This is a genomic window from Achromobacter sp. Marseille-Q4962 (assembly GCF_943737005.1).
In the GTDB taxonomy this organism is placed as follows: domain Bacteria; phylum Pseudomonadota; class Gammaproteobacteria; order Burkholderiales; family Burkholderiaceae_B; genus Achromobacter.
This window is the reverse complement of sequence record NZ_CALSFU010000001.1, coordinates 20593-41431: the sequence shown is the minus strand read 5'-3', so window position 1 is coordinate 41431 and position 20839 is coordinate 20593. Positions and strand designations below refer to the sequence as shown.

The following is a 20839-nucleotide window of genomic DNA, read 5'->3' as shown; positions in this document are numbered from 1 at the left end:
TTACTCCGGGATGGCGACGGCATCGGCGGCCTGCCAGCCGACCGACAGGGACTGGCCGATGGCGTAGTGATCGGCATGGCGCCGGGTGGGGTAGGCCACCACGATGGGGGCGGCATCCGCCGCGCCCGTGTCCAGATAGAGCTTGGTCAGGCTGCCGGTGACCATGACGTCCAGCAGCTTGCCTGTCAGCAGCGGGCCGCCGTCGCCGGCCTCGCGCACGCGCAGGTTCTGCGGACGCAGCATCAGGGTGACTTTCTGCCCCGCCTTGATGGGCGCGCCGTTGGACAGCGCCGGTCCGGTTATGCCGTGGCGTTCCAGCCTGACCGACAGCATGTCGCCGTCCACCGAGGCGACTTCGCCCCGCAGCAGATTCGATTCGCCGAGGAAGTCGGCCACGAACAGGGTGCGCGGACGGAAATACAGGTCGGCCGGAGTGCCCAGCTGCTCGATCGCGCCGCCGTTCATGAGGCAGATGCGGTCGGACATGGTCATGGCCTCTTCCTGGTCGTGCGTCACGTAGACGATGGTCGTGCCGAGCTCGCGGTGGATGCGCTTGATTTCCAGCTGCATCTGGTCGCGCAGTTTCTTGTCCAGCGCGCCCAGCGGTTCGTCCATGAGGATGATGGCGGGGCGGTAGACCATGCAGCGGGCCAGCGCGATGCGCTGCTGCTGGCCGCCGGAAAGCTCGCGCGGCAGGCGCGCCGCCACGTGCGGCAGGCGCACCATCTCCAGCGCGTCCATCGCGCGGCGCCGCGCCTCGGCCGCCGGCACTTTGCGCATCTTCAGCGGAAACGCGATGTTTTCCTCGATGGTCATGTGCGGGAACAATGCGTAGTTCTGGAACACCATGCCGATGTCGCGCTCGTACGGCGCGCCGTAGGTCACGTCGGCGCCGTCGATCAGCACGCGGCCCTCGTCGGGCCGGGCCAGGCCGGCGATCAGGCTGAGCAGGGTGGTCTTGCCAGAGCCGGAAGGGCCCAGCAGGGTCAGGAATTCGCCGCGAGCGACGTCCAGGTGCGTGGGCGCCAGGGCGACGAAGTCTCCATAGCGTTTGCCCAGGCCCGAGATTTGCAGATTGGAGGAAGACATGGCGTTCAGTCGGAAAGGAATTACTTCAGGACCCAGCTGTTGAAGCGCTCAAGCACGTCGCGCTGTTTTTCCAGCCAATAGGCGGCGTTAATGTGCAGGCCGGTCTTGATGTTGTCGGGGTGCGTAGGGCAATCGCGGGCCACGTCGGGCTTGATGTAGTCGAAGGCGGCCGGCTGCGTGACGCCGGCGGCGAAGTATTCGACCAGCGAGGCCTGGCGCTTGGGGTCGGAGGCGAACTTGATGAACTCGCGGCAGGCGTCGGCGTTCGGCGTGCCCTTGAGAATGGACCAGTTGTCGCAGCCCCAGATGTTCTGGTCCCACACGATCTGCACGGGCGCGCCATTGGCGATCGCGGACTGCGCGCGCGATACCCAGGTGGCGATCATGTCCACCTCGCCGGACCCCAGCATTTGCTCGACTTGCGCGCCGGTGTTCCACCACACTTCGACGGCGGGCTTGATCTTGTCCAGGCTGGCCAGCGCGCGGTCGATGTCGCAGGGGTAGACCTTGCCGGTGGGCACGCCGTCGGCCATCAGCGCTTCCTCGATGGTGTCGAACGGATGCTTGCGCAGGCCGCGCCGGCCGGGGATGTTCTTCACGTCCCAGAAATCCGCCCACGAGGCGGGCGCGCGCCGGCCCTTGAAGGCGTCGGCGCGATAGGCCAGCACCGTGGCATACACGTTGTTGCCCACGCCGTATGGCGACATGTACTGCCCGGGAATGGCGGCCACGACCGGATCGGATTCCAGGCCATGCTTTTCCAGGTACACCTTGCCGCCTTCGGTCAGCATCAGGATGGCGGGCTGGCTGATCTTGGCCATGTCCCAGGTGTAGTTGCCAGTCTCCACCATGCTGCGGATCTGCGCAGTGGGTTCGGCATTGGCCTGCACGCCCACCACCTGGATGCCGGTGGCTTCGGTAAAGGGCCGGTAGAACACGGCCCCGTAGGCCTTGCTGTAGATGCCGCCGTCGTCGCGCACGACGATGCGCTTGGAAGCCGCGCGCGAGGGCGTCCAGATCATGGGCAGGGCCAGGGCGGCCGCGCCGGCGGCCACCGTCTTGAGCGCATTGCGGCGCGAGGCGTTAAGGGAGGTCGGTTTCATGGAGGGCTCCTACGGGTCGAGAACGACGGCTCAGGGCAGCAAGCGGCCGGGGTTGAAAAGACGGTCGGGGTCGAAAGCCTGTTTCACAGCGCGCATCATTGCCAGTTCGACCGGCGACTTGTAGTGCGCCATTTCGGCCAGCGAGCTGCGGCCCACGCCGTGTTCCGCGCTGAACGTGCCGCCCAGCGCGTGGGCCGCGTCGTTGACGGCGCGCCGGATGGCGGCGGCCATGGCGTCGCGGTCGGGCAGGGCGTTCCAGGCATCGAAGCTGAAGAACGGAATGAAATGCACGTTGCCGTCGCCCAGGTGCGCCACAATCAGCACGGGCAGGCCCGGCACCAGCCGGTGCACCGCTTGCGTGGCTTCGTCGATGAAGCGCGGCACGGTGGACACGGGCACGGCGGTGTCGGTGGTGAGGCCCACGCCGGCCTTCTTATTGCCTTCGGACACGCTGTGGCGCACTTCCCAGAACGCGGCGCGCTGGGCGCCGTTGCTGGCGACGACCGCGTCCTGGAGCAGACCGAGCCCGGCGGCCTGCTCCAGGATCCGCAGCAGCAGGGCCTGGAGTCCGGCGTCGCCGCCCGTGTCGGACAGTTCCACCAGCACATGCCAGGGATGGACGCCGGCCAGCGGGTTCTTGCGGCCCGGCACGTGCGCCATCACCACGTCAAGCTGGTTGCGGTCGATCATCTCGAAGGCTGACAGGCGCGACCCGCAGGCGCGCTGGAACAGGTCCAGGATGCGCAGCGCGTCTTGCGGGCTGCCCGGCGCCAGCCAGGCCACGGCGTGGGCGGTGGGCAGGGGATGGAGCTTCAGCACGGCGGCCGTGACGATGCCCATCGTGCCTTCGGCCCCGATGAACAGGTGCTTGAGGTCGTAGCCCGTGTTGTTCTTGCGCAGCGCGGTCAGGCCGTTCCAGACGGCGCCGTCGGGCAGCACCACTTCCAGACCGAGGATGTTGTCGCGCGTGTTGCCGTAGCGCAGCACGCCGGTGCCGCCGGCATTGGTGGCGATGGTGCCGCCGATCTGGCATGAGCCTTCCGCGCCCAGGCTGATCGGGTACAGCCGGCCCGCGGCCTCGGCCGCCTCCTGCACCATGGCCAATATGCAGCCGGCCTCGACCTCCATCGTGTTGTTGGCGGCATCCAGGTTCCGGATGCGGCGCATGCGGGAGAGGTTGACGATGACGGGCGTCGGACCCTCGGCCGCCGGCACGGCGCCGCCGCACAGGCTGGTGTTGCCGCCCTGGGGCAATACGGGCACGCCGTGCGCGCGGCACAGGCGCACGACTTCCGACACTTGTCCCGTATCGCCGGGCAGCGCCACGCACAGCGCCGGGCCCTTGTACCGGCCCCGCCAGTCTTCGGTATAGCCAGCCAGGTCTGCCTCGGAATGAAGCAGGGCGTTTTCGCCCAGGGTCTGGGCCAGCGCGTTTCGCAGAGTCATGCCGTCGGTCATATCTGTGGTTCCGGAGGGGGCCCGGGCCATCGACTTCGCCCGAGCGCGTTCAGGCACAGCATACGATCGCTTGAATCGCTCTTCGATTTAAATAATCTTATTGCGATTAAATTTAGGGTATGTCCTAGCACATTGGCCGGGAGATTGCCGCCGGGCCGGCCGCGCGGGAAAGAAAAGCAGTGCGCCCGGTTGTTGTGATAAAAACAATCGAAATACAATTGAATCGCTCGTTATACGATTCAAAAACCCAACGCACGGGGAAAGGGAAGGAACATGCTGCCCAATGTGATGGATTACCGGCGGCGCGCGCGGAAACGCCTGCCCCGGCTGGCGTTCGACTACCTGGAGGGCGGCGCAGAGGACGGCATCGCGATGGCGCGCAATGCCTCGGCGTATGCGGAACTCGAGTTCCGCCCCGATGTGCTGGTGGACGTGTCGGAATGCCGGCTGGAGACGCAGGTGCTTGGCGCCGCGTCGGCCATGCCTGCCATAGTCGGGCCGACCGGGTTGAACGGCCTGTTCTGGCCCGAGGCGGACATCCATCTGGCGCGCGCGGCGCACGAAGCCGGCCTGCCGTTTGTGCTGTCGACCGCTTCCACCTCCCTGCTCGAAGCGGTGCGCGCGGCCACGAGCGGCGAACTCTGGCTGCAGCTCTATGTGCAGCGCGACCGCCGCATCGCGGAGCATCTGATGGACCGCGCCTGGCGGAATGGCTACACCGTGCTCTTTCTTACCGTGGACGTGCCGGTGCACGGCAACCGCGATCACGACAAGCGCAATGGTTTCAAGCTGCCCTTGCGGCCGTCGCGCCGCCTGTTGCTGGACCTGGCCTCGCATCCGGGCTGGTGCTGGCGCATGCTGCGCCATGGCGGGCCGCAGTTGAAGAACCTGGCGGTCAGCGCCAACGCGCGCGAAAACATCACCGAACAGGCCGCGGTCCTCAGCCGCCAGATGGACTTGGCACTGACGTGGGAAGACCTCGCATGGCTGCGCCGCGCATGGCGCGGACGCATTGTCGTCAAGGGCATTCAGGGGCTGGCCGACGCGCGCCGCGCGCAGGCTTGCGGCATGGACGGCATCGTCCTGTCCAACCATGGCGGCCGGCAGCTGGAAAGCGCGCCCTGTCCGCTGGAAATCCTGCCGGAAGTCGCGGCGAGCCTGGGCAGGTCGCTCGAAATACTGGTGGACGGCGGCGTGCGCCGCGGCAGCGACATCGCCAAGGCTGCGGCGCTGGGCGCGCGCGCCGTGCTGCTGGGGCGCGCGCCCCTCTACGGGCTCGCGGCGCGCGGGCCGGTTGGCGTGCGCGAAGTGCTGTCGATCCTGCGCGCCGAACTTGAAACCACCCTCAGGCTGCTGGGCCGTTGCCGCGTCGAGGCGCTGGATGCGGGCGCGGTGCGCTGGAGGCGCACGCCGCCCTGAGCGCCTCGCACGCCGGGGTTGACGGCCGGTCAGGCGCGGGTATATCTTACGATATATATTTTAAGATATATATCGAGGCTTCCCATGCGCCACTCTCCCCATTTTCCGGCCGGCTTCCCCCACGGCGGCTCCCATTTCCGCGGCGGCCGCCAGGGCCGCCATCCGCTGCACGCCAGCGCGGCAGGCGGAAGATCCTCCGGCTTTGCCGGCCACCGCGGCGGCCCCGATGGCTTCGGCGACGGGCGGGGCTGGACGCGCGGCCGCAAGGTCAGCGCCGACGATCTCCAGCTCATGCTGCTGGGGCTGCTGGAGCAGAACCCCAGCCACGGCTACGAGCTCATCAAGGCGCTGGGTACGCTGAGCAACGGCTACTACTCGCCCAGCCCCGGCATGGTCTACCCCGCGCTGACCTATCTCGAAGAATTGGGCTACGCCACGGTCGAGCAGGCCGGCGCGAAGAAACGCTATCACCTGGCGGAGCCGGGCCGCGCCCATCTGGACGCGAATCGCGAACGCCTGTCGCTGATGTTCGACAAGCTCAGGCACATCGCCCGCAAAATGGAATGGATGCGCCAGGCCTGGAGCGGCGAGCCGCGCGAAACCGGCCCCGAAGGCGAGGACCTGGCCACGGGCTGGGTGGAGGAATACGTGCAGGCGCATTCGGCGCTGCGGCACGCGCTGCTGAAGACCAGCGGCGCCGCGCCCGCCGAGCAGCGCCGCGTCGCCGCCATCCTGCGCCGCGCGGTGCGGGAGATCAACGAGCCCGCCTGTTCCTGATTTCAACTGGAGAATCCATGAGCCAAACCGACCTGCGCGTCGAGCGCGTGCGTCATCCGCTGAAAATGCGCGAACTCACCGTCGCTCGCGTGGAGACGCTCGCCGGCGGCCTGCTGGCGCGCATTACTTTCACCGGCGACGGCCTGCGCGACTTCGTCTCCGCTTCCTTCGACGACCACGTCAAGGTGTTCTTTCCCGCCGATCCGTCCCAGCCGCCGGCGCTGCCCGAAATCGGGCCGGACGGCCTGCGCTTTCCCGAAGGCGCGCCGCGGCCGGCCGCGCGCGACTACACCCCGCGCCGCTACGACGCCGCCGCGCGCGAGCTCGTGCTCGACTTCGTGCTGCACGGCGACGGTCCCGCCGGCGCCTGGGCCGCGCAGGCGCGCCCCGGCCAGAAGCTGGGCATCGGCGGGCCGCGCGGCTCCTTCGTGGTGCCTCTCGCGTTCGACTGGCATGTGCTCATCGGCGACGAAACCGCCTTGCCGGCCATTTCGCGGCGTCTGGAAGAATTGCCCGGGCAGGCCCAGGCCATCGTGCTGATCGAAGTGCCCTCGGTCCGCAACCAGATGCCGCTGGCGTGTCGGGCCCGGGCGCAGGTCCGCTGGCTGCCGCGCGACGAGGGCGGCCCCGGCCTGGCGCAGGCGGCCGCCGAGCTGCGGCTGCCCGCCGGCGAGGGCTATGTGTGGGTCGCCGCCGAGTCCGCCGTCGCCAGGGAAGTGCGCGCCGTCATGGTGGAGCGCCACGGCATCGACAAGTCCCGCATCCGGGCCGCCAGCTACTGGAAACGCGGCGCCGCGGCCGTTCACGAATCGCACGACGACTGATCCGGCCCGCCGGGGCGCGGCGCGTCCAGGTGGCCGAAGCGGGGGCCGGAAATCCGACCCTGCGCGTCCACGGCGCGGTAGCGCTGCGCGGCGACGGTTACGCCGTGGCTGCCCGCGCAGGCGCGGCCTTCGCTTTTACGCTGCGCAGCCGCCTGCCCTGCGCGTCGTAGTGTTCGGCGTGCGGTCCTTCGCCGTCCTGGGCCGGGTGGATCAGCTCGGGCGGTCCGGTCCCAGCGAGGCGGCGGCCCGCTCCCCACGATACGAGCCTATGCTCGTATATTGCGGCGCGGCCGCCTCGCGGTCCTCGATGAAACCGTACAGGCCCCAGGGCGCGTCTTCGGCGGCGCTTGCCGCGAAGCGCACGAGGCCGGCCGCCGCCACTTCGGTGTCGAACGCGTCCGGCAGGGCATAGGTCTTGCCGGCGCGGTCCGCCATGCGCGCCGCGCCCCGCGAGTAGACCAGCGCATAGCCCTGGTGGAAGCGGCCGATGTGCTGCTGCGGCGGCAGGGGCAGGGGCAGGGGCCGGCCGCGCGCATCCAGCAGCTGCATGCCGTCGTCATCGGATTCGGCGCCCAGTTCGACGAGGCCGCTCCAGGACGGGTCCGTGACGATGGAGCCGTCGGCCGGCACGGCGGCTTGCGCGAGCCCGGGACGCGGCGGCGCGGAGAGGGAAGCGGACGCGGGTCGGACGGGAAAGCGCGGAATCGGAAGGCGCGGCATGGCCGGACAGGGCAGCGGGCGAAGCCGGCGCTGCAACCACGGATGGCCGCTATGCGCCCTGAGAATGTAACTAAAGCCATCCACGTATCAACGGCCGCTGGCGATATAGTGACGTTCCCGGGAAATGAGGAACCGCACCATGCATTCCGGATTCGAGGGCGTGCGTCCCGCGTCCGAATCGTCCATCGAGATCGGCTTCACCTATCAGGGCCGCCATTGCGTGGAACGCATCCGCGCCAAGCCCACGGCCGCCAACCTGAAGCGCGCGGCCGAACGCCGCGCGGCGATCCTGCGCGCCATCGAGCGGGGCGAGTTCGACTACGCCCGGGAATTCCCCCGGCGCTCCGGCGCCCGTCCGCCTGCCCAGGAACCATGATGACGAGCGACACCGATCTGCTGCAACCCGACGATCTCGTTCCCGAAGCCTTTGCGCCCTATGGCTGGATGCTGGGCAAGCCCCGGCCGGCCGGCAACGGCGTGCCCAGCTATGCCTGCGAAACCACCGATTTCTGGCGCGAGCACCTGTTCAATACGGGCGCCGGCGGCGACGCCGAAGTGCTCTGGGTGAACTACCGCGATGCCTCGCCCGAGATCGCCAGCCTCGAAAAGCACCTGCTGACGCAGCAGGCCGTGGTGCCGCTCACCGGCGAAATCATCCACGTGGTGGCCCGCAGCGACGCCGACGGCGGCCCCGACCTTTCCACGCTGGCGGCATTCCGCGTGAGGCAGGGGCAGGGCGTGTGCATGCGGCCCGGGTGCTGGCACGCCACCCGCGTGGCGAACGGCGAAGTCGCCTGCCTGATGCTGACGCGCCGGTCGACCACGCTGGACCTGATCCAGCACCTGTCCACCGGGGCCACCGCCTTCGAAAGCGCCATCGCGGCCATCGAGCCGCGCCGCGTGGCGCTCGACGGCGCGCAGGCGGGCGCCACGGCGGTTTGACGCCGCGCAGAAGCCGGTGTTGCGTTCGCGCCCGCGCGCTTCTCGGTGAAATCGAAATGTGCCAGAATCCCCGCGGGCTTCGTTGAAACAGAAGCCCGGCGCGCGCTTGCTGGCGCGCGTCATGCCGCAAAGCCGGAGTCATCCATGCACGTTCATCGCCGCTGCGGACAGCCGCCGCGGGCGGGCCGCCTGCTGGCAGCCAGCGTTTTTTTCTGCCTGGGCCTGTCCGCATGCTCGTTCACCTCGCCCGATGCGGCGAGCGGTTCGCAGTTCGCCGGCATTATCGGCGTCACGGCCCAGGAAGCGCGTTCCATCGCCAGGGAAGCCTACCTCTACGGCACGCCTCTCATCGCCAGCTACCGCGTCATGTACGAGCGCGCCATCGACCGCGCCGGCCCGGCCTATCTGGGGCCGTTCAATACGCTGCATGGGCTGGACGGCACGAAAACCCGCGGCGATGTCGCCGCCTACGCGGCGCTCGACCTGCGGGCCGAGCCCGTGGTCGTCGCCGTGCCCGCGCCCGCCGGCGCCGCGCCGGCGGTGCACGTGGACGACCTCTACACCTTCCGCCTCGCCACGCTCGGCCGGACCGGGGGGCGCTATCTCGTCGCCGGTCCCGGCTGGAGCGGACACGCGCCGGCGGGCATCGCCGCCGTCATCCGTTCCGAGACGCAGCTCGCCAGCCTGGGCGTCCAGCGGGCGCCGGGCGCCGCGGGCGCGGCGCCCGCGGGGCTTTCCGTCCAGCCGCTTTCCGCCTATCTCGGGCGGCCCGCGCCGGCGCCCGCGTCGGACGTTTCCTGGCCCAGGCCGCTCGACGAAACCGAGGCGCGCACCTCGCTGCGCTTCTACGACCAGTTGGCCTTCCTGCTGCAATTCGCGCCAGAGATCCATACCGAGGCGTGGGCGCGCGAGCGTTTCGCCAGCATCGGCATCCGGCCGGGAGAACCCATCGACCCGCAGCGGCTGCATCCCGGCCTGCGGCGCGCCATGACCCAGGGCATGCAGCAGGGCCAGGCAGCCATCGACGCCCGCCGCCAGGCCCTGGCCGGCGACGCCCGCCCGCTGCGCGGCAATCGCGCCACCCTGGGCAACGACTATCTCTCGCGCGCGGTGGGCGCGCAGAGCGACGCGGCGCTGCGTCTTTGACGGGGCGCCGGCACGTGGCAGGCGTCGAGGCCGTATGAAGCGGAACTTCAATATCCACGATCTGCGCATCTTCTCCGCCGTGGTGTCCACGGGTTCCGCGCGGCAGGCGGCGCAGGTCCTGCACCTGACCCAGCCGGCCGTGAGCCACGCGATCTCGCGGCTGGAGAGCGCCACGGGCGTGCAGCTCTTCGACCGTTCCAACAAGACCCTGCGTCCCACCGAGGCCGGCCTCTACCTGCACGGCGAGGCCAGGGCCGTGCTGGACGAGCTGGTGCGCATCGACGAGGCGCTGCACAGCATCCAGCAGTTCGGCGGCCAGAACCTGCGCGTGTCGGTGTCGCCCGCGCTGGCCATGAAGTATGCGCCCGACGCCATGCGGCGCTATGTGCGCGAGCATGGCGCGCGCCCGTTCTCGCTCGACACCGAGTCGTCGGTGCAGCTGGTCAGCGCCGTGGAAACGATGCGCGCCGATTTCGGGGTGGGCGCGGTCGGCAGCGACAGCGCGCGCCTGAGCGTGCGGCCCTACGCCCGCGCCTACATCGTGGCGCTGGCGCATCGCGAGCACCCGCTGGCGCGGCGCGAGTACGTGGCCGTAGGCGACATCCCGGCCGATACCTTCGTCCGGCCGTTGTGGTCCGACTATGTGGTGGCCCAGGGCGACACGGGCGAGTCCGCGCGCCTGCGCTCGGCCATGCAGGGCCACATGCTGCTGCTGCCGGGCATGGTGCACGCCTTTCGCGGCGTCACGCTGGTCAACGCCGTATCGGCCTGCGACATCGTCGCGCTGTACCCGGACCTGGTGGCCGTGCCGCTGGCGGAGCGGCAGTGGTTCGACTTCCTGCTCATCTCGCGCAAGGAGTCCGCCAATCCGCAGTTGCAGGCCCGCATGCTGGAGGTGTTGCGCGCCGAGGCGCAGGCCCGCCGAGCGGGCCCGTTCCGCGACGCCATCGAACTGCTGGACTGACCCGCGCGGCTCAGCCGGCGGGCGGCTGCCAGGGCAGCGATTGCAGGTCGCCGTCGATGCTGATGGCCTGGCCGCTTACCATGGCGCCGAACGGGCTGGCGAGAAACAGCGCCATGTTGGCGATGTCGGCCGGCTGCACGAAGCGGCCCAGGCTCACGCCCGCCAGCTCCAGCCGCGTTTCCTCTTCCACGCTGATGCCCATGTTGCGCGCGCGCGCCGCGATCACGCGCTCGATGCGAGGCCCCGCCACCAGGCCCGGCAGCAGCGCGTTGACGCGGATGCCGTAGCCGCCCAGTTCGATGGACAGCGAGCGGGTCAGGCCCACCACGCCCCATTTGGTGGCGGCATACGGCGTGCGCATGGGAATGCCCATGCGCCCGGCCACCGAGCTGATGTTGATGATGCTGCCGCCTCCGGCCGTGCGCAGCGCGGGCACGGCGTGCCGCAGCGTGTGGAACTGCGCGGCCAGGTTGATGTCCAGCGTGTCGGCCAGCTCGTCCGGATCGAGTTCGGCGATGCCCGCGGTGGGGCCGGCGATGCCGGCGTTGTTCACCAGCACGTCCAGCCCGCCGAGGTGGTCCAGCGCGGCGCGCATGTAGGCGTCTATCTGTGCGTGGCTGCGCACGTCGGCCCGCATCCAGGGATGCGGGCAGGCCGCCAGCGCGGCCTCGTCCACGTCGCAGATGTGCACGCGCGCGCCGCGCGCGGCGAAGGCGCCGGCCAGTGCCGCGCCGATCCCGGCCGCGCCGGCGGTCACGATGACCCGCTTGCCCTGGAAATCCACCGGCAGGGCATCCGGCTGAGGGTTCGTATTCATCGCGTCAGGGCTTCATCAGGGGGCAGGCGGACTCGGAAGGCGAGGTGTAGATCTGGTCGCCCGGCACGCGGGAAACCAGCTTGTAGTAGTCCCACGGGCCCTTGGATTCGGACGGCTTCTTGACCTGCATGAGGTACATGTCGTGCACCAGCAGGCCGTCGGCGCGCAGCTTGCCGCCCTGCACGAAAAAGTCGTTGACGGGATTGGCGCGCAGCCATTTCATGATGGCGTCGCCATCGGTGCCGCCGGTGGCCGCCACCGCTTTCAGATAGGTGGAAGCGGCGGAATAGTCGGCCGCCTGCAGCATGGTGGGCTTTTTCTTCATGACCTGTTCGAAGCGGGCCGCCCATTGCCGCGAGGCGTCGTCCTGGTCCCAATACCAGGCCGTGGTGAGATACATGCCTTGCGCGGCCGGCAGGCCCAGCGCGTGTATGTCGGTCAGCAGCACCAGCAGGCCGGCCAGCTTCATCTGCGGGGTGAGCCCGAACTCGCCGGCCGCCTTCACGGCGTTGCTGGTGTCGCTGGCCGAGTTCGCCAGCCCGAGCACCGTGGCGCCGGAGGCCTGCGCCTGCAGGATGAAGGACGAGAAATCCGAGGCGTTGAGCGGATGGCGCACCCGGCCTTTCACCGTGCCGCCATTGGCCGTCACCACTTTGGCGGCGTCGCGCTCGAGCGCGTGCCCGAAGGCGTGGTCCACGGTCAGGAAGAACCAGTCTTTGTGGCCTTCCTTCACCATGGCCGTGGCCGTGCCGCGCGACAGCGACACCGTGTCGTAGGCGTAGTGCACCGTGTAGGGGGTGCACTGGGCGTTGGTGAGTTCGGAGGCCCCGGCGCTCACCACGAAGAACGGGGTCTTCTTCTCGTGGGCCACCTTGGCCATGGCCAGCGCGGCCGCCGAATTGGCGCCCGCGATCAGCATGTTCACGCCTTTCTGGTCCAGCCATTCGCGGGCGCGCGACGAGGCGATGTCGGCGCGGTTCTGGTGGTCGGCCACCAGCACTTCCACGCGCTTGCCGGCCGCCAGGCCGCCCGCGTCCGCCACCGCCATCTTGATGGCCTCGGCGCCTCCCGGGCCGTCGGCGTCGGCCGACAGGCCCGACATGTCGGTAATGAAGCCGATGCGGATCACGCCGTCGTCGGCCCGGGCCGTCGTGGCGGTTCCCAGCAGCATGGCGAGCGCGGCGGCGGTCAGTGTGTTTTTCATTTGTCTGTCTCCCTGGTTTTATTGTGAATGCGCGTGGCGGCGCCGACCGGGACGCGTCAACGCGCCCTAGAAGGCGACGTTGTCGCGTCCCTTGAGCGAGAGAATCTGCCGGGCCTCGTCCGGCGTGGCGGGCTGCAGCGAGAGGCCGTCGAGAATGCCGCGGATGCGGCGCACCTGGTCGGCATTGGAGCGGGCCAGCTCGCCCGGGCCGTCCCACAGCGAGTCCTCCAGCCCCACGCGCACGTTGCCGCCCATGGTGGCGGCCATGGTGGCCAGCGGCGTCTGCTTGCGTCCGGCCGCCAGCACCGACCAGACATAGGCGTCGCCGAACAGGCGGTCGGCCGTGCGCTTCATTGCCATCACGTCTTCCGGGTGCGTGCCGATGCCGCCCCGGATGCCGAACACCGACTGGATCAGGAACGGCGGCTCGAGCAGGCCGCGGTCCACGAAATGCGCGGCCGTGTAGAGATGGCCGATGTCGTAGCACTCGATCTCGAAGCGGGTGCCGTTGTCGGCGCAGGCGGCCAGGATGTGCGCGATGTCCTTGAACGTATTGCGGAAGATGAGGTCGGCGCTGCCTTCCAGGTATGGGCGTTCCCAGTCGTGCCGGAACTCCTTGAAGCGTTCCAGCAGCTCGTACATGCCGAAATTCATGGAGCCCATGTTCAGCGAGGCCACTTCCGGCTGGAAGCGTGCGGCGGGCTGCAGCCGTTCGCTCACCGGCAGCACGGGAGATCCGCCCGTGGTGATGTTGACCACCACGTCCGAGGCATCCTTGATGCGCGGCAGGAAGCGTTCGTAGATCGCCGGGTCCTGGGTGGGCCGGCCGTTCCCGGGCTGGCGCGCATGCAGATGCACGATGGCCGCGCCGGCCTCGGCGGCATCCAGCGCGGACTGCGCGATCTCTTCCGGCGTGACGGGCAGATAGGGCGACATCGACGGGGTATGCACCGAACCCGTGATGGCGCAGGTGATGATGACCTTGTTGCGGGGTGTCTTCATGGGCCTGGGGCGCGCGGCGCGCCTGTGTGGTTGTAGATATCGCGGTCTGGGCCCAGGTCGTCTCCTCCGGGCGTGGCTCATTCTGTCGCAGCCCGCCGGCCCTGTCAGCTGAAGAGAAATTATCAATTGATAGGGATTCCGGTGTTGCGGCGCAGCGAAGGGCGGCGGGCCCCGGGGCCGATCCCGCGGGCCTCCCCTGCAATCGGCGCATCTTCCCCATCGCCAGGAATGCCGTGGCCCTTTCCGCTTCGCGCCGCCGCGACAGCCCCGCGCTTGCCGCTTTCTCCGAGTGCCTGCGCGAGGCCGCCCAGGCGCGCGCCTGGCGCACAAAAAAACCCCGCCGCGCGCGGTATGCGCATGGCGGGGCTTTTCCGTGCCGCCCGGCGCAGGCCGGGCGCACGCGATGCCGGATCAGTCCTTGCGGCTGGTCACTTCGACCAGGTGGTAGCCGAACTGGGTCTTCACCGGGCCCTGGACTTTGCCGACCGGGGCGGTGAACACGACTTCGTCGAATTCCCTGACCATCTGGCCACGGCCGAACGAGCCCAGGTTGCCGCCGTCGCGGCTGGACGGGCAGCTCGAATTTTCCTTCGCCAGTTGGGCGAAATCCGCGCCGTTCTCGATGGCGGTTTTCAGTTCGTTGGCCTTTTCCTCGGTGGACACGAGGATGTGGCGGGCAGTGGCTTGTGCCATGAGAGGCTCCTTCTTGGGGCTAAACGGAAAGAGTAACGTATTTGCAATGGGGACGCATAAGGCCCTCCCGTCCCGCGCCGGCAGGCGGCCATGGGCAAACCCTATCCGGGTATTTGCGGGCACAGCGCAGCTTGTCCTGGACCCCGCAATTTCTTGTTTGTCATCGTTCTTGTGCTCAGCCCATGATGGCGCGGCATACGGCGGCGCGTCCGGTTCTTCCGGGTCCGCCGCCGGTCCGAATCATCGTCACACGGCAGACCATGAAAGATACGCAAACCGCATGCAGGGCAGGGGTGGACATCGGCGGCACGTTCACCGACGTCGCCCTGGAACATGAAGGGCGGCTGTACACCGCCAAGGTGCTCACCGATTACGGGAAACCCGAGAGGGCCATCGTGCAGGGCCTGAAGCTGGCCGCGCGCGAGGCCGGCATCGCGCCTTCGGCGATCCGTTCCATCGTGCACGGCACCACCCTGGCCACCAACGCGCTCATCGAACGGCGCGGCGCCCGCACCGCGTTCATCACCAGCGAAGGGTTTCGCGACGTGATCGAGATGCGCAACGAGGGCCGCTTCGAGCAATACGATCTTTCCATCCAGCTGCCCGCTCCGCTCATTCCGCGCTGCGACCGCTATGCGCTTGCGGGCCGGCTCGATGCGGGCGGGCGGGAGCTGGTGCCGCTGGACCTGGCCGGACTGGACCGCATCATCGCGTCGATCCGCGCCGGCGGCTTCGAAAGCGTGGCGGTGGGCCTGATGCACAGCTATCGCAACGGGGCGCACGAACGGCTGGTGCGCGAGCGCCTGCTCCAGGCGCTGCCCGACGTGTCGGTTTCCCTGTCGTGCGAGGTTTCGCCGCAGATCCGCGAGTTCGAGCGCTTCAATACCGTCTGCGCCAACGCCTACGTGAAGCCGCTGATGTCCTCCTACCTCGGGCGGCTGGCCAACGCGCTGGAAGCCGAAGGCATGTGCTGCCCGCTGTACATGATCCATTCCGGCGGCGGCCTGATGTCGCTGGCCAGCGCGGCGGAGTTCCCCGTGCGCCTGCTGGAGTCCGGGCCCGCGGGCGGCGCCATCTACGCCAGCCACGTGGCGGCGCGCTACGGGCTGGACCGCGTGCTTTCTTTCGACATGGGCGGCACGACGGCCAAGATCTGCCTCATCGAAGACCTGCATCCCAAGACGGCGCGCACGTTCGAGGTGGCGCGCACCTACCGGTTCAAGAAGGGCAGCGGCATGCCCATCTCGATCCCCGTGATCGAAATGGTGGAGATTGGCGCGGGCGGCGGTTCCATCGCGCACGTGGACGATCTCAGGCAAGTGCGCGTGGGCCCGGAAAGCGCCGGTTCGGAGCCGGGCCCGGCCTGCTACGGGCGCGGCGGCGACCGCCCCACGGTCACCGATGCGGACCTGGTGCTGGCCAAGCTGGACGCCCGGCGTTTCGCGGGCGGTTCCATCACGCTGGACGCCGAAGCCGCGCAGGCCGCGCTGCGCCGGCATGTGGCCGGGCCGCTGGACGGCGACGCCGTGCAGGCCGCGTACGTATGCCGTGGCCGAGATGGTGGACGAGAATATGTCCAACGCCGCGCGCATGCATGCCGTGGAGAGCGGCCGCGACCTGAGCGAATTCACCATGATCGCCTACGGCGGCGCGGCGCCGCTGCATGCCGCCCGGCTATGCGAAAAGCTCGGCATGGACCGGCTGCTGGTGCCGCCGGGCGCGGGCGTGGGCTCGGCCATCGGCTTTCTGCGCGCGCCCTTCGGCTATGAATCGCTGCGCAGCGCGGTCATGCGCCTGAGCCGTTTCGATGCGGAAGTCGTGAACCGGATGATTGCCGACATGAACGACGAAGTCTCGGGCTTCCTGCGGGAGACGGGACACCGGGGCCAGACGCTGCGCGAGCTGCGCGCCTACATGCGCTATGCGGGACAGGGCTGGGAAATACCCGTGGACGCGCCCGCCGGCCTCATGGACGACGCGGCGCTGGAAGCCCTGCGCCGGAATTTCGTGCAGGCCTACACCCAGCTTTTCGGGCACGAGGTCGAGGGTCTGGACGTGGAGGTGGTGAGCTGGGCGCTGTCGCTGCGCAGCGAGGTCGCTGCGCCCGAGCGCATGCGCGCCGACCCGGGCACGGCGGACGCCGGGCAGAGCCGCCCGCCCATCGACCGGCGACGGGTATTCGACGCGCGCGCCGGGAAGTTCCTGGACTGCGCCATCCACGACCGCGCCAGCCTGCCGGTGGGCGTGCGGCTGGAGGGGCCGCTGATCGTGACCGAGAAAGAAACCTCCACCTATGTCAGCCCGGCCTATGGGCTGGTCCTGCAGCAGGACGGCTGCCTGCTGGTCCAACGCAACGAAAACGAAGGGGCGTGAGATGAGCGCAAGCATACGTGTCCGCGAACAAATCATGTGGAACCGGCTGATCGCCGTGGTCGAGGAGCAGGCCGTCACGCTGGTGCGCACCGCCTTCTGCACCAGTGTGCGCGAGGCGGGCGATCTGTCGGCCGGCGTGTTCGACGCGCAGGGCCGCATGATCGCCCAGGCCGTGACCGGCACGCCCGGCCACGTGAACTCCATGGCCGAGTCCGTGGGGCATTTCGTGCGCCGGTTCGGCAATGCGCTGTCGCCCGGCGACGTGCTGGTCACCAACGATCCCTGGATGGGCACCGGTCACCTGCACGACATCACCATGGTGACGCCGGTTTTCCGCCCGGGCGGGCAGGGCGCGGCGGCGCGCCTGATCGGCTTCTTCGCGTCCACCGCGCACGTGGTGGACATCGGCGGACGCGGCTTCGGCCCGGACGCGGGCGAAGTCTACGAAGAGGGCCTGTGCATTCCGCCGATGAAGTTCTACAAGGCGGGCGCGCTCAATGAAGACCTGATCGGGATCCTGCGCAGCAATGTGCGCGAACGCGACCAGGTGATAGGCGACTTCCATTCGCTGGTGGCCTGCAACGAAACCGGCCGCCGCCGCCTGGAAGCCATGATGGATGAGTTCGGCCTGACCGATCTGCAGGAGCTGGCGGAGTTCATCTTCAGCCACAGCGAGCGCGCGACGCGCGAGCGCATCGCGGCCCTGCCGGGCGGCCTGCACGGGTACGAGATGCGGGTCGACGGCTACGAGCGGCCCATCGACCTGCGCGTGCGGGTGCAGGCGCGCGACGGCACGATGTATGCCGATTTCGCCGGAACCTCGGGCCCCAGCCGCTTCGGCATCAACGTGCCGCTGACCTACACCAAGGCCTATGCCTGCTACGCGCTCAAGTGCGCCATCGCGCCCGACATCCCGAACAACTGGGCGTCGCTGCGGCCGTTCGAGATCACCGCGCCCGAAGGCTGCATCCTCAACGCGCCCAGGCCATACCCGGTGGCCGTGCGCCACGTGCTCGGCCACCTGATCCCGGACGTGGTGCTGGGGGCACTGCAGGCCTGCCGCCCGGAGCTGATCCCGGCCGAAGGCGCCAGCGCGCTGTGGAACCTGCAGATGCGTTTCCAGGGCACGCGCGCGGAGAACCGCCGGTCGCGCCATGAAATGCTCATATTCAATACCGGCGGCACCGGCGCGCGGCCATCCAGCGACGGCCTCAGCGCCACCGCCTTTCCGAGCGGCGTGCATTCCATGTCGTCCGAGGTGACCGAGAGCATCGGTCCCATCGTGATCTGGCGCAAGGAGCTGCGGCCAGACTCCGGCGGGGCGGGCGCGTGGCGCGGCGGGCTGGGCCAGCGCATCGAGATCGGCGCCCACGACGGCTACCAGTTCACGCTGAATGCCATGTTCGACCGGGTCGACCATCCGGCCCGCGGCCACCGGGGCGGCGGCAGCGGCGCGGCCGGCCGGGTGGGCATGGACGATGGCGTGGCCATGAAGGCCAAGGGCTCGCAGCTCGTTCCGGAGGGCCGGCGGCTGGTGCTGGAACTGCCGGGCGGCGGCGGATACGGCGATCCCTCGGCGCGGCCGGTGGAACTCGTGCGGCGCGATGTGGCCTACGGGTACATCAGCGAAGCGCAGGCGCGGCGGGATTATCCGCATGCCTTCGAGTAGCGGGGCGGGGCGGCATGCGGGCCGGCGCGCCCGCCTGCCCGGCCCGGCGGACGCAACATCAATCACAAGGGGAAATCCATGAATACCAATGCAGTGCGGGCAGCGGCCCCGCGGGCGGCCGCCGTCGCCCGCGGCAATCCGGAGCGCGGCGCGGGCGCCGTGCGGCAGGTCGGCAAGAAGGAGCTCAACCGCGTCGTCCTGGCGTCGGTGGTGGGCAGTTTCGTGGAGTGGTTCGAGTTCTCGGTCTACGGCTATCTGGCCGGCGTGCTGGGCAAGGTGTTCTTTCCGGCCAGCGCGCCCGGCACCCAGCTCATCGCCTCGCTGGCCGCGTTCGCCATCGCCTTCTTCGCGCGGCCCTTCGGCGGCTTCATCTTCGGGCCGATCGGCGACCGCTACGGGCGCAAGCAGGTGCTCACCGTGACCATCCTGATGATGGCGATCGCGACCTTCGCCATCGGTCTCATTCCCAGCCACGACAGCATCGGCATCGCGGCGCCCGTGCTGCTCGTGCTGCTGCGCCTGCTGCAAGGCATCTCGGCGGGCGGCGAGGGCAGCGGCGCGGCCATCTTCGTGGCCGAATACTGCGCCGACAAGCGCCGCACCGCGATCACGAGCTGGATCGAAGTCGGCTGCATCAGCGGCTTTGCGTTCGGCGCCACCATCACCACGGTGCTGACGGCGTTCTTCACCGCCGAGCAGATCGGCCAATGGGCCTGGCGCGTGCCGTTCCTGCTGGCGCTGCCGCTGGGCGCCATCGGGCTCTACATCCGCAACCGCCTGGAAGAAACCCCGGCCTTCGAGGCCGTGCGCGCCAGCCGCGACTCCCACCCGCGCTCGGGCTGGGCGCACCTGTTCTCCACGCACCGGGCCGAGCTGCTGCAATCCTGCGGCTTCATCATCGTGACCAACATCACGCTCTATACCGTCACGACCTACGTCCCCACCTACCTGATCAGCACGCTGTCCATGAAGGCGTCCGACGGGTTCCTGCTGTCTCTGGGGCCGCAGCTGTTTCTCATTGCCATGATTCCGGTCATGGGCGCGCTGGCGGACCGCATTTCGCGCAAGGCCACCATGCTGCTGGGCAGCATCGGCGTGCTGGTCCTGGCGCTGCCGTGCTTTCACCTGCTGGCCGAAGGCGGCTACGGGGCCAAGGTCGCGGCGCTGCTGGTGCTCAACCTGTGCCTGGCCGCGCTGCTGGGCTGCATTTTCGCCGCCGTGCCGGCGCTGTTCGACACCCGCGTGCGCTTTACCGGCATGGCGGTCAGCTACAACGTGTCGGTGGCGCTGTTTGCCGGCACCGCGCCCATGCTCAATGCCTGGCTCATCCAACGCACCGGCAATGCCATGATGCCGGCCTACTACCTGATGCTGGGCGCGGCGATGGGCATCGTGGCCCTGCTCCACAGCCGCGACCGCACCGGCCAGCCCATGCCGGGCGACGAGGCACGGCCCTGAAGCGGCGCGGCCGCCGCGCCTTCAGGCGCGCCGCGCCGCCGCCCCGCCGGGCTCCGGCATGGGGGCCTGGCGGCACTTCGAGGCGAAGCCGGCCACCGCTTCGGTGCACACGTCGTCCAGCAGCCACTGGCGGAAGCGTTCCAGCACCGGCGAGTAAGGATGGTCCGGCTTGACCAGCAGGCTGAAGCGCGGAATGTGCCCCAGCGGCAACTGCTTGAGCAGGTCCATGCCGAAGGGCGCCGCCAGCCGGCCGGCCTTCACGTTGCGCACGGCGTCGGCATACGAGATGAAGCCCACGCCCAGCCCCGCGAGCACCGCCTCCATCATGGCGGCGTGCGTGTGCAGCCGCATGATGGGCTGCGCGGTCCGCTCGTGCACGCCCAGCAGGTCGAGCGTGTCTTCCCAGAGCGTATTGGCCACCAGCGAGGAAATCACGCTGTGCTTCAGCAGATCGCGCGGCTCATCCACGGGCAGGCGTTCCAGCAGGGCCGGCGTGGCCACCAGCACTTTCAGGTCGTCCAGCAGCGGCGTTTCCACATAGCCGGGGGGCGCGCTGTAGGCCCAGTGGATGGCGGCGTCCATGCCCTTGGCGTCGAGCTCCACCAGATCCACGCCCACCGCCATGCGGAAATCCAGCTCGGGCATGGAGGCAGTGAACTGCCCCAGCCGCGGCACCAGGAATTCCGTCGCGAAGTACGGGCTGACATAGAGATAGAGCTGCTGGCCGCGCGCGGCCTGCAGGGCCTGCACGCCTTCGGCGAAACGGTCCAGCCCGTCGCGCACGTGCGGGTAGAGCGCCTGCGCCGCCGCCGTGGGCTTCAGGCTGCGCACGTCACGGTGAAAAAGCTGCCGCGCCAGGTGCGATTCCAGGTGCTTGAGCTGCTGGCTTACCGCCTGCGGCGTCAGGCAGAGCTCGCCCGCGGCCTGGCGGATGGAGCCCTGCCGCATCACGGCTTCGAAGATGCGCAGGGTATTCAGGGGAGGAAGTCTATAACGCATGGCCCAGCTTCGGCGTGGCCGCGCGGCGCAAGGCGCGCGGAGTCGGGATAGGTGGAAGATGATAGTCCGCTTCGCGCGCGCCGGGGCGCGATCGGGCCCTCTTTCCGGCGGCGCGCGCCTGTCTCTCGCGGGGAAGCCGCGGCGCAATCCGCCGCGCGCCCGGCGCGAGCCCCCGCGTCGCA

19 protein-coding genes and 1 pseudogene are annotated in these 20839 nt (G+C 69.3%); 11 read left to right on the top strand and 9 right to left on the bottom strand.

What is annotated here, in order from left to right:
* Genes NGJ44_RS00190 through NGJ44_RS00180 form a run of 3 tightly spaced genes read right to left on the bottom strand, consistent with a single transcriptional unit; the run spans nt 1 to nt 3638 of the window.
* A complete protein-coding gene (locus tag NGJ44_RS00190) occupies nt 1–1089 on the bottom strand; it encodes an ABC transporter ATP-binding protein (RefSeq protein WP_053246004.1) in 1089 nt (362 codons plus the stop codon).
* 20 nt (nt 1090–1109) lie between these two features.
* Nucleotides 1110–2192, bottom strand: coding sequence for an ABC transporter substrate-binding protein (locus NGJ44_RS00185; RefSeq protein WP_053246005.1), 1083 nt, complete (start codon nt 2190–2192; stop codon nt 1110–1112).
* 30 nt (nt 2193–2222) lie between these two features.
* Nucleotides 2223–3638, bottom strand: a complete 1416-nt coding sequence (locus NGJ44_RS00180; RefSeq protein ID WP_251862755.1) for an FAD-binding oxidoreductase — start codon at nt 3636–3638, stop codon at nt 2223–2225.
* A 285-nt stretch (nt 3639–3923) separates the two neighbouring features.
* On the opposite strand from NGJ44_RS00180, the gene NGJ44_RS00175 reads away from it, so the two are divergent.
* The 3 genes from NGJ44_RS00175 (at nt 3924) to NGJ44_RS00165 (ending at nt 6670) form a co-directional block, all read left to right on the top strand.
* On the top strand, nt 3924–5069 hold the full coding sequence (locus NGJ44_RS00175; protein WP_251862754.1) for an alpha-hydroxy acid oxidase: 1146 nt from the start codon (nt 3924–3926) through the stop codon (nt 5067–5069).
* An 84-nt stretch (nt 5070–5153) separates the two neighbouring features.
* A complete protein-coding gene (locus tag NGJ44_RS00170) occupies nt 5154–5846 on the top strand; it encodes a PadR family transcriptional regulator (protein ID WP_251862753.1) in 693 nt (230 codons plus the stop codon).
* Nucleotides 5847–5863: 17 nt separating this feature from the next.
* A complete protein-coding gene (locus tag NGJ44_RS00165; protein ID WP_251862752.1) occupies nt 5864–6670 on the top strand; it encodes a siderophore-interacting protein in 807 nt (268 codons plus the stop codon).
* Between the two features lie 210 nt (nt 6671–6880).
* On the opposite strand, the gene NGJ44_RS00160 is transcribed toward NGJ44_RS00165, so the two are convergent.
* Nucleotides 6881–7300: a hypothetical protein gene (locus NGJ44_RS00160; protein ID WP_251862751.1), complete on the bottom strand. Its 420-nt coding sequence runs from the start codon at nt 7298–7300 to the stop codon at nt 6881–6883.
* 229 nt (nt 7301–7529) lie between these two features.
* On the opposite strand from NGJ44_RS00160, the gene NGJ44_RS00155 reads away from it, so the two are divergent.
* The 4 genes from NGJ44_RS00155 to NGJ44_RS00140 all read left to right on the top strand — a co-directional run bounded on the left by NGJ44_RS00155 (nt 7530) and on the right by NGJ44_RS00140 (nt 10442).
* Nucleotides 7530–7766 (top strand): Arm DNA-binding domain-containing protein, encoded by a 237-nt coding sequence (locus NGJ44_RS00155; protein ID WP_251862750.1) that lies wholly within the window; start codon nt 7530–7532, stop codon nt 7764–7766.
* Nucleotides 7766–8332, top strand: a complete 567-nt coding sequence (locus NGJ44_RS00150) for an ureidoglycolate lyase (protein WP_251862912.1) — start codon at nt 7766–7768, stop codon at nt 8330–8332. The genes NGJ44_RS00155 and NGJ44_RS00150 overlap by 1 nt, the downstream gene beginning before the upstream one ends.
* A gap of 144 nt (nt 8333–8476) precedes the next feature.
* The gene (locus NGJ44_RS00145) at nt 8477–9478 is read left to right on the top strand and encodes a DUF1254 domain-containing protein (RefSeq protein ID WP_251862749.1); all 1002 of its coding nucleotides are present in this window, start codon (nt 8477–8479) and stop codon (nt 9476–9478) included.
* Nucleotides 9479–9512: 34 nt separating this feature from the next.
* Nucleotides 9513–10442, top strand: coding sequence for a LysR family transcriptional regulator (locus NGJ44_RS00140; RefSeq protein WP_251862748.1), 930 nt, complete (start codon nt 9513–9515; stop codon nt 10440–10442).
* A 10-nt stretch (nt 10443–10452) separates the two neighbouring features.
* Here the strand turns inward: NGJ44_RS00140 and NGJ44_RS00135 are convergent, their stop codons facing one another.
* The 4 genes from NGJ44_RS00135 to NGJ44_RS00120 all read right to left on the bottom strand — a co-directional run bounded on the left by NGJ44_RS00135 (nt 10453) and on the right by NGJ44_RS00120 (nt 14158).
* Nucleotides 10453–11259, bottom strand: a complete 807-nt coding sequence (locus NGJ44_RS00135) for an SDR family oxidoreductase (protein WP_251862747.1) — start codon at nt 11257–11259, stop codon at nt 10453–10455.
* A 4-nt stretch (nt 11260–11263) separates the two neighbouring features.
* A complete protein-coding gene (locus tag NGJ44_RS00130; RefSeq protein WP_251862746.1) occupies nt 11264–12463 on the bottom strand; it encodes an ABC transporter substrate-binding protein in 1200 nt (399 codons plus the stop codon).
* A gap of 66 nt (nt 12464–12529) precedes the next feature.
* The gene (gene kce, locus NGJ44_RS00125; protein ID WP_053245638.1) at nt 12530–13465 is read right to left on the bottom strand and encodes a 3,5-dioxohexanoate:acetyl-CoA acetone transferase; all 936 of its coding nucleotides are present in this window, start codon (nt 13463–13465) and stop codon (nt 12530–12532) included.
* 411 nt (nt 13466–13876) lie between these two features.
* On the bottom strand, nt 13877–14158 hold the full coding sequence (locus NGJ44_RS00120; protein ID WP_053245637.1) for a peptidylprolyl isomerase: 282 nt from the start codon (nt 14156–14158) through the stop codon (nt 13877–13879).
* 182 nt (nt 14159–14340) lie between these two features.
* Between NGJ44_RS00120 and NGJ44_RS00115 the strand changes: the two are divergent.
* From NGJ44_RS00115 to NGJ44_RS00100, 4 genes and pseudogenes are all read left to right on the top strand, one after another.
* A pseudogene (locus tag NGJ44_RS00115) lies at nt 14341–15639 on the top strand (hydantoinase/oxoprolinase family protein); the annotation flags it as partial.
* Nucleotides 15560–16531 (top strand): hydantoinase/oxoprolinase family protein, encoded by a 972-nt coding sequence (locus NGJ44_RS00110; protein ID WP_353506943.1) that lies wholly within the window; start codon nt 15560–15562, stop codon nt 16529–16531. The pseudogene NGJ44_RS00115 and the gene NGJ44_RS00110, both read left to right, overlap by 80 nt.
* A 1-nt stretch (nt 16532) precedes the next feature.
* Nucleotides 16533–18200, top strand: a complete 1668-nt coding sequence (locus NGJ44_RS00105) for a hydantoinase B/oxoprolinase family protein (protein WP_053245641.1) — start codon at nt 16533–16535, stop codon at nt 18198–18200.
* A gap of 78 nt (nt 18201–18278) precedes the next feature.
* Nucleotides 18279–19658: an MFS transporter gene (locus NGJ44_RS00100; protein ID WP_251862745.1), complete on the top strand. Its 1380-nt coding sequence runs from the start codon at nt 18279–18281 to the stop codon at nt 19656–19658.
* Nucleotides 19659–19679: 21 nt separating this feature from the next.
* Here the strand turns inward: NGJ44_RS00100 and NGJ44_RS00095 are convergent, their stop codons facing one another.
* Nucleotides 19680–20657, bottom strand: coding sequence for a LysR substrate-binding domain-containing protein (locus NGJ44_RS00095; protein ID WP_251862744.1), 978 nt, complete (start codon nt 20655–20657; stop codon nt 19680–19682).
* Nucleotides 20658–20839: the final 182 nt, after the last annotated feature.